The sequence below is a fragment of the Desulfobaculum sp. genome (genome assembly GCF_054921475.1).
Map to the genome: position 1 here is coordinate 1 of NZ_JBUDSW010000153.1, position 8,869 is coordinate 8,869.

At 59.1% G+C, this 8,869-nt stretch carries 7 protein-coding genes and 1 pseudogene; 6 read left to right on the forward strand and 2 right to left on the reverse strand.

The genetic code is table 11. The features are described 5' to 3' along the window. Both ACY69P_RS10700 and ACY69P_RS10705 read right to left on the reverse strand, forming a co-directional pair. Positions 1-905: pseudogene (locus tag ACY69P_RS10700) on the reverse strand (transferase); the annotation flags it as partial. A gap of 95 nt (positions 906-1,000) precedes the next feature. Next, complete coding sequence (locus ACY69P_RS10705; protein WP_404844581.1) at positions 1,001-2,485, reverse strand: SLC13 family permease; 1,485 nt, start codon at positions 2,483-2,485, stop codon at positions 1,001-1,003. 795 nt (positions 2,486-3,280) lie between these two features. On the opposite strand from ACY69P_RS10705, the gene ACY69P_RS10710 reads away from it, so the two are divergent. The 6 genes from ACY69P_RS10710 to pdxA all read left to right on the forward strand — a co-directional run bounded on the left by ACY69P_RS10710 (position 3,281) and on the right by pdxA (position 8,786). Continuing rightward, the gene (locus ACY69P_RS10710; protein WP_459900090.1) at positions 3,281-3,871 is read left to right on the forward strand and encodes a TrmH family RNA methyltransferase; all 591 of its coding nucleotides are present in this window, start codon (positions 3,281-3,283) and stop codon (positions 3,869-3,871) included. Positions 3,872-3,879: 8 nt separating this feature from the next. Beyond that, positions 3,880-4,491, forward strand: a complete 612-nt coding sequence (locus tag ACY69P_RS10715; protein WP_459899337.1) for an L-threonylcarbamoyladenylate synthase — start codon at positions 3,880-3,882, stop codon at positions 4,489-4,491. 860 nt (positions 4,492-5,351) lie between these two features. Further along, the gene (locus ACY69P_RS10720) at positions 5,352-5,810 is read left to right on the forward strand and encodes an NUDIX domain-containing protein (RefSeq protein ID WP_404844584.1); all 459 of its coding nucleotides are present in this window, start codon (positions 5,352-5,354) and stop codon (positions 5,808-5,810) included. Between the two features lie 43 nt (positions 5,811-5,853). After that, positions 5,854-7,320, forward strand: coding sequence for a glycogen synthase GlgA (glgA, locus tag ACY69P_RS10725; protein ID WP_462327462.1), 1,467 nt, complete (start codon positions 5,854-5,856; stop codon positions 7,318-7,320). Between the two features lie 55 nt (positions 7,321-7,375). After that, complete coding sequence (locus ACY69P_RS10730; protein WP_459899341.1) at positions 7,376-7,684, forward strand: isoamylase early set domain-containing protein; 309 nt, start codon at positions 7,376-7,378, stop codon at positions 7,682-7,684. A gap of 103 nt (positions 7,685-7,787) precedes the next feature. Then, positions 7,788-8,786, forward strand: a complete 999-nt coding sequence (gene pdxA, locus ACY69P_RS10735) for a 4-hydroxythreonine-4-phosphate dehydrogenase PdxA (RefSeq protein WP_462327463.1) — start codon at positions 7,788-7,790, stop codon at positions 8,784-8,786. Positions 8,787-8,869: the final 83 nt, after the last annotated feature.

Here is an 8,869-nt window from a genome sequence, read left to right on the forward strand (position 1 = left end):
ACGATGTAGCAGTTTTCCTGCGCGTTGGAGCCATGGCCGAGCCATGCTTCCTCAAGGTAGGCGCGCTGGGCTACGAGGACGTTCTTGTCGATGCGGGTTTGGCCCTTGACCACCGCGTACGGCGACAGGGATGCGCCCGGAGGCACCGGAACGGGGTGCTCCTGTATGGAGCTGTAGATGGGCATGAAGTCGGCTTTGCGTTCCTCAACGTAGTCCATGAGGATGCCCGAGGGGGCCTTGCCGGTTTCGTAAGCGACATAACGGCGAAGCACTTCTTCGTCGAACTGGTAGTTGAATTCAAAGTCCTTGGTGCGAATCCAAACCTGGCCGGGCTTGACGAAGGTGTTCACCAACTCGCCGACTTGCGTATAGGAGTAGGTGCCGAACACACAGTTGTGGGCGCTGGTCAGGTCCACGGTGGCGAAGGGGCCGAGGAAACAGCCCTCGACGGGCGCGCCGTGGATGTTGGACCAGTGCAGGGCAACGGTGTTTCGGATGCCAAATTTTTCAAGGTTTTCAGGGTCGTGGGAATGGTTGTGAACGAGGGTTTTGATGAGGTAGCTGTCGCGGATGTAGATGATTTCGTCTTGGAACAGGCGGATCTTCATGTCCCCGAACGGGACCACATCGCCACGGCGCTTGAGCTCGTCGCCGCGGATGTCACTCTTGTAGATGATGGAGCGGTTTACCTCGCACTTGCCGAGGAGATAGGTGCCGGACAGGCAGGATTTATTGAACTTGAAATAGAGCGGATGATGCTGGGTTAGGCCATAGAAGGCGTAAAATCCGGCGAGTCTTTTCCTGTCGACAAGGTGTCTGATATGCGGGCCGACGTCCGTAAATTCGCGAAGGTTGACGTTGACCCGGTTGATGATGTTGTTCAACAGGTTTTGAAGCTGAGGCATTGTGATTTTCTCCATCAGAATCATGTTTTGGGCAGGGCGACTGCGGCGGAGAAATCCGCCGCTGCCGCCCCGCATAGCGTACTGTGTATGTCCTCTTATCCTCCTACGGGGATGGTAATGGGCATGCCCATGACAGGCCACAGGAACATCACCGCAAGGCCGGTTACAACCATCAGCAGGATACTGGCGGGAATTCCGTAGAGGAAGAACTCACCGCTGGTGAACTGCTTGGAGTTGTATGCAATGGCGTTTGGCGCCGCGCCCACAAGGAGCAGGAACGGCATGCCCGCCACGACCAGGGAGGAGAACAGGATGACTTCGCCGGCAACGCCCAGATAGGGGGCGATAACCAGCGCAACAGGCAGGGAGATGGCAATGGCCGCAACGTTCATGATGAAGTTGGTCATCATCATGACGAAGAAGGCAATGCCCATGACAAACACGAACCAGTGCGCCTGCTCGAACAGGGTCAGCCAGTTGACGGCCAGCCACTTGGCGGCACCCGTCTCCCACAGACAGAAACCAATGCTCATCGCGCCGGAGAACAGCAGGATGATGTTCCACGGGACTTCTTCGAGATTCTTGAGATCAAGGATCTTGAAGACGTAGAACAGCACGGTGGAGGACAGGATAATGGCGGTCTTGTCGATAGGCTGCAGAGCCGGGATGAACGAGCGCAGGCTCATGGTGAGGATGGCGCCACCCACAATGACGGCCGCCATAATCTCATCACGGGTGATGGGACCGAGCTGAGCACTCAGCTCTGCGGCTTTTTCGCGGATGCCGGGGATGGTTTTGCGTTCCGGCGGCAGGAGCAGCATAAAGAAGCCCCACAGCAGGAAGGTCATGGTCCAGCCGATGGGCGCCATGTAATAGGTCAGGGTAAAGAAGCTGACGTCCTGATTCATGATGTCCTTGAAGAAGCCAAGGGCCACCGCGCCACGCGCTGCACCAAGCAGAGTGACGATGGAACCGGCACCAGCCACGTAGGCCATACCCATAAAGAGCGCCTTGCCGAATTTGGTCGGCTTGGTCTCGTCGGTGTAGAGGCTGTAAATGGCAACCAGAAGCGGATAGAGCGTTGCGGCCACAGCGGTGTGGGCCATGATGTGCGTCAGTGCAGCGCAAACCACGAACGTGCCCAAAAGGATCATGGACGTGCGTTCACCGACGATGCCCAGCATTTTGTAGGCCAGGCGTTTGGTGAGGCCTGTCTTGGTGAAGACAGCGCCAATAATAAGGGATGCGAAGATGAACATCACGGACGGGTCCATGAAGTCCTTAAACGCGGCCTTAGCCGGGCGGATGAGGAACAGCGCCTGAAGAATGCCAATCAGCAGCGAAGTGATGCCGATGGGAACAACTTCAAACACCCACCAGGTGCCGGCAAGCAGAAATACTGCCAGCGCGCCCTTGCCCTCACGCGTGAGGACGAAGTGTTTGCCAGCCGGGTCGATGGCGTCGGCCCACTGGGGGGACCAGTACACCACGACAAAAAGGAGAATACCCGTAAGCATGGCGAAGAATCGCCTCTTATCGAACATCACCTCTTGAACGGCGGCTTTTGCTTTATCAACCATCAAGATCCTCCATCAGACAACAAGCGTTTCGAAGGGAATTGGTGGGCAAGCAAACAGTCGTCGTTTGCCCGTCCAACTGCGTCACTCATCTCAAGCCGTGTCGATGCGTCGCGAAGGGCACTCTTCGTCGGCGCACAGTGCGCTGTCGTCGCGTGTTGGGGCGGAGTTGTCGTGCGTGAGGATGCGGCAAGCACGTTCGGACGGTAGGACCAAGCGGTCCACGAACGGGCTCCAAAGGCGGCAGGTCGCGGTTTGGCGGTATGCTCCCTGTCGGATTTGTTCCAATACGCCCGGGCCGATAAGCGGTTTCGGCAAGGGCGTCCCCCCGGCATTGGCGGTGTCGGCCTTGTGTGGCCGACGCTGACAATCCGTCTCAACTGGTGACGGCGGATTTCCGTTGTACAGAGGGCACTTCCGTACAGGGAAAAAAGCGCACGCCTTGAGAAAAAAAGAACAATTGGCGGTGAAATCCTTTTGTCAGCTAATGCCGAAAAAATCAATTATATTGTACGTCTTTTTTTCAGGGACTGCATGCGGCGGCAGTGTCGCCGCGCTGTCACTTGAGTTGTGAAAAAAAGAGCAGGCGCTTTGACGCCTCGCCTGTTGAGAAACGTTTATCAAAACTAACGGGTTGCTCGTCAAGGGTATTTTTTGGCATATGAACGGATTTCATGAAAAATGGCGGTGTGGGCGGGTTATTTCCAATTAGGGCAAAAACGTGTAATGAGCGGACCGAACTTTTGGCCCGGGCCACCGGGTGACCCCTTCTTACAAAAGAGGAGACGGATGAAAAAAATACCGCAGTGCCGCACCCCGGAGCGCAAGGCAAAGATGCGCTACGTTCTTGAGCATAGGCAGAAGGACCTGTCGCTCATCATGGCCAATATCTGGGATCCGCATAATGTTTCCGCCATCCTGCGCAGTTGCGACGCCTTTGGCGTTCCTCGCGTTCATCTGTATTATACTGACACCGCATTCCCCAACATCGGGCGCAAGTCGTCCGGTTCTGCACGAAAGTGGGTGGAGTGCGTTCGCCATAGCAGCGCGGAAAGCCTTGTTGGCGGTCTGCGCGCAGACGGGTACCAAATCCTGTCCACGGGCTTTTCCGAAACGGCGCGCCCGCTGATGGACTATGACCTCACGCAGCCCACGGTCTTTATGCTGGGCAACGAGCACCGGGGCGTAGACCCGGAGCTGGACGCGCTGGTTCCCGATCAGATTTACATCCCCATGCAGGGTATGGTGCAGAGCCTGAACGTTTCCGTGGCCGCCGCCGTCATTATGTACGAAGCCTACAGGCAGCGCATGGCCAAGGGGATGTACGATCAGCCCACATACGACCCTGAAACACTTGAAGAAATGGTAGAAGACTGGTGCACGAAATAGAAACCGCCATGCAGCGTGCATGCGCCGTGGTTACGGGCGGGGGCGTCCTCGTCTACCCCACGGAAACCCTGTACGCCATTGGGTGTAGCGGGCTGGACGAAGCCGCCGCAGCCCGTGTGTACGCCCTGAAGAATCGCGACCACTCCAAGCCGCTTCCGCTCATTATTGCGGAGACGGAACAGCTGTCGCTCATTACCAATTGGATGCCGGACGACCTGTTCGAACTGGGCCAGCGTTTCTGGCCGGGTCCGCTCTCCGTTCTGGTGCCCACGCTGCCCGGTCTGCCCCCGCAGATTCAGGACCGGCGCGGGTTGACCTCCGTGCGTGTGACGCCGCATCCCGTCGCCGCCGAACTTGCGCGCCGTACCGGCGTGCCGCTGGTTGCCACCAGTGCCAATATCAGCGGCAAAAGCGCCGTCGCGCGTCCCTCGGCCCTTGATCCGGCCCTGACCGCTGGTGTGGACGATGTGCTGGACGTGGAGCCGTGGCCCCGCGGCGGCGACCCGTCCACCGTGGTGGGCATCGAACGCCCCGGCGAGCTGACCATCTACCGCGAGGGAGCCATCTCCCGCGCCGAGCTGGAAGCGGCAGGCTTTGCCGTGTGCCAGCCTGCCGCCTAGCGCAGGACACGCGCCCCGGCGCGCCGTGCCGCAGCGACAAAGCCCACGCATGCAGCGTGGGCTTTTTTTTGAGTTTTTTGCGGTCTGCCAATGTTTTTAAGGGGAGGCCAAGCCTCTTTCCGGTGCCTTTTCCGGGGGTGGTCAAAAATTTTTGACTCCTTTTGGGGCGATTGCTGGAGAATCCTCCTGAGGTTTAAAAAATTTGACCCCAAAATGGCAGTTCGAGGCAGCGGGTGGTTTGTGGTGAAATCTATAATCGCCCGGTATTATTTGATTTATTTGAAAAAGCGCTGGCAATTTCAAAGTTGGCCCGCGACTTGCTCTATTCAAAATACCTTCTTTGTTTTGCAGAAGCCGGCTTTTGGGGTTGCGCCCCCAGAAGCCGGTTTTTGTTTTGTATGCCCTGTCGCGGTCTGCGCGGGTGCTTAGGACGGTTCCCGTCCGCATTTTTCTTTCCTCCAGTTCATTGCTCAGGCGGCTGCGCGCCCTGATACAGGGCGGGCTGCGCCGTGCTTGGCCGGGCCCGGGAAAGACGTTTTCCGGTATCCTTCAGGGTATTCCAGATGGGAATAGCTTGGGCTGAGCATACGCACGCCGGGGCCTGAGCCCTTGTGCGAGCCGGGCAAGCACGGGCAGGGGAGCGCGGAAAAACCGCCGCATGTCACCATTTGGGACCGTTCAAAAAATTTGACCCCGCACGAACCAGCGGAAATGGCGCAAACTTATCTTGTCCTTGGGTGGGGCATGACGTACCCAAGTGTCACGGGGATGTCTCATGCGCGTCATGATGAACCATAGGAAAATTCACGACCCTCTGGACGCAAGGGGAAGAAGATGAGAGTGTTGGAAGGCATTGCCTCATGATGAAAGAGACACAGTGTCCGCATTGCGGAAAACGTTTTGAGCAGTACTGCAATCCCGTCCCAACAGTGGACGTGGTGGTGTATGCCCCGCAGAGGGGAATTGTCCTTGTGGAGCGCCGCAATCCGCCCCTTGGGTGGGCGCTTCCCGGGGGATTTGTTGACTGCGGCGAAACGGTGGAGCAGGCGGCAGTACGCGAGTTGGCTGAAGAAACGGGCCTTGCCGTGCAGCTTGCCGGGATGCTTGGGGTCTATTCCGACCCCGCACGCGACCCACGCATGCACACCCTCAGCGTCACCTTTGTTGGGACAACGACGGACCCGGATGCCTTGCAGGCGGGGGACGACGCAGGGGACGCCCGGTTTTTTCCTTTGGACGCGCTTCCGGAATTAGCCTTTGACCATGCGAAGATTGTCAGTGACTTCGCGCAATGGCTTCGGGAGCATACGTTGACATAAGGGCTGCGAAGACCACCCCGGCCAGGCGGGGCATGGTGCGTTGATGGCTGATAGGCCGTTGATTCTCCACATAACTTCCGAGATGTACCCCTTCTCCAAAACAGGAGGGCTGGCGGACGTGCTGGGCGCGCTTCCTCCGGCGCTGGCGGAGACGGGTGTGGACGTTGCCGTTGTCACGCCATTTTATGGCCGTCTTTCCACGGCCGGCTATCCTGTCCGGCTTTTGCATTCTGATGTTCCCGTGGGCTACCCGTGGCCGCCGACCACGGCCGAGGTCTTCCACTCGGACTATCAGGGCGTTCCCGTCTATTTCATCAGCCGGGGCGAGTATTTCGACCGCCGCTTCTATTACAATACCCACCGCGGCGACTATTTCGACAACTGCGAGCGCTTTGTCTTCTTCTGCCGCGCGGCGCTGGAGTGGTGCAAGTTTATGGGCCGCACGCCGGATGTGGTTCACGCCCATGATTGGCAGGCCGCGCTCAGCATGGCCTACCTGCACTACTGGCGGCAGATTGACCCCTTCTGGAAGGACATTAAAACCGTTCTCACCATCCATAACCTTGCCTTTCAGGGGCGGTATTCGTCGCGCTTGTTCTGGGAGTGCGGCTTGCCGACCTCGGCGTGGAATATGGACGGCGCGGAGTTTTGGGGCGACTTTAATATGCTGAAGGCTGGCATTGCCTACGCCGACCATGTGACCACGGTCAGCCCCTCCTACGCCGAAGAAGTGCAGACCGAGGCCTTTGGCTGTGGGCTGGAAGGTATACTGCGTAAACGTTCGGCGGATTTGACGGGTATTTTGAACGGCGCGGATTACGACGTATGGGACCCGCGCGGGGACAAGTATCTGCCGCACCCTTATTGCCGCGGCAATATGAAGGGCAAGCGCATCTGCAAGGAACACCTGCTGCGTGAATACGGTATGGACCCCATCGTCGCCACGCGCCCGCTGCTTGGGTTTATTGGCCGTCTGCGGCGGCAGAAGGGCATAGACCTGCTCCTTGATATCCTGCCCGCGCTGATGAAAATTGGCGTAGGAGTGGTGGTGCTTGGTGAAGGGAACCTTGAATTTGAGGCGCAGCTCATGGAGCTGACGGAGAAGTATCAGGGCCGCCTTGCCGCGCGCATTGGCTACACGGAGGAGTTGGCGCATTACATTCAGGCCGGGACGGATATTTTTCTGATGCCGTCGCGCTATGAGCCGTGCGGGCTGACGCAGATGTATTCCCTGCGCTTTGGCACGGTGCCCATTGCCAGCGCGGTGGGCGGCCTGCGCGACACCATCGTGCCATACCCCCGCTACGGCGCGACGGGATTTACCTTTGCCCCCGGTGACCCCAGCGCCTTTTTGCGCGCCATTATGGATGCTCTGTCCGTGTGGGATAAGCCCAAGAAATGGACCCAGCTGCGCAGCAGCGCCATGAAGGCGTCATTCTCGTGGCCGCGTTCGGCCGAGGGATACCTTGCCGTCTATAAAAAATTGGGCGTGACCGCGCCTGACGCTTGAACCGAAATTGATGGTTGGGGTATACTCCACGAGGAATGCCCTAAGGAGGAAGCTTATGTCCCTAAAGAAGATGTATTTGCGGAGCAAGCCGGTATGCAAGGTGACGTTCCGGCTTCCCAAGGAAGCCGCCAACGGAGCGGGCTCCGCCACACTTGTCGGTGAGTTTAACGAGTGGAACGAAAAGGCAACGCCCATGAAGCGCCTGAAGGACGGCTCCTTTACCGTGACGCTGAACCTTGAAACCGGGAAGTCGTTCCAGTACCGCTATCTGCTGGATAAAGAGATGTGGGAGAATGATGACGCGGCGGATACGTACGTCCGCAGTAATTTTGGCGATTGTGAGAACTCTGTCGTGACCACGTAGCGCCGCGCAGGGGTGGCGGGGCGTTTCGTGGCGGTAGGATATTTTGCGCCCCCGCAGTCCGGTGCTGGACTGCGGGGGCTCGCTTGCGTACTCTTCTCCCGCTATGCCTGAAAATACACTGCTTCTTACCCTTGGCGACCCGAACGGTCTTGGTCCCGAGCTGGCCTGCCGCCTGCTTGGCGGCGGGGAGCGCCCCTCCTCGCGCATTGTGATGATTGGCCCGGAGCAGGGCCTGTTGTACCATGCAGAGCGCCTAGGCATTGCGCCCTTCTGGACGCGGGTGACGCACCCTGCCGATGCGCCGGATGCGTCTGTCTGCCTGCTGGTTCCTGCTGGCCTTGAGGACACAGCCGTCCACCCCGGCGAGGCACGCACCGAGGGCGGCTACGCCGCTGGCGTCACGCTGGATGCCGCGTGCGAACTGCTGCGCGATGGTGCGGCCGCAGGTGTGGTCACCTGTCCGCTCAATAAGGCCATGCTGCAGGACGCCGGTTTTGATTTTCCCGGTCATACGGAGTTCTTTGCCGAGCGCCTTGGCGCTGGGCGCGAGAATATCTGCATGCATCTGGGCGGGCCGAAGCTCAAGGTCAGCCTTGTGACCACCCACCCCCGCCTTGCCGACGTCCCCGGCCTCATCACGCAGGAGCGTGTGGTCAAGTGTCTGCACCTGACCCATGAATTGGTCCGCGCCCTTGGCGTTGACGACGCGCCCATCGCCGTGTGCGGCCTTAATCCCCACGCGGGTGAGTCCGGCAAAATTGGCACCGAGGACGAGCGCATCATTGCCCCTGCCGTGCAGCAGGCCTGCGAGGAAGGCGTCAGCGCCGTGGGGCCGCTGCCGGGGGACACGGTGTTCCACTTTGCCGTGCAGGGCCGCTACAGCGCGGTGCTGGCCATGTATCATGATCAAGGCCTTGCGCCGCTCAAGCTCATGCACTTTTCCGAAGCCGTGAACGTGACCCTTGGCCTGCCTGTGGTGCGCACCTCCGTGGACCATGGCACAGGCTATGACATCACCGGAAAGTATGTGGCGGATACGGGCAGCCTTGCCGCCGCCATCGACTGGGCGCAGCGCCTTGTGGCCGCCCGCCGGAAACGATAGTCCCCCGCGCACCCTGCGCGCCATTTTTTCGACGCCGAAGCCGCTTTGCGGTTTCGGCGTTTTTTTTGTGCTCTTTGGGGGCG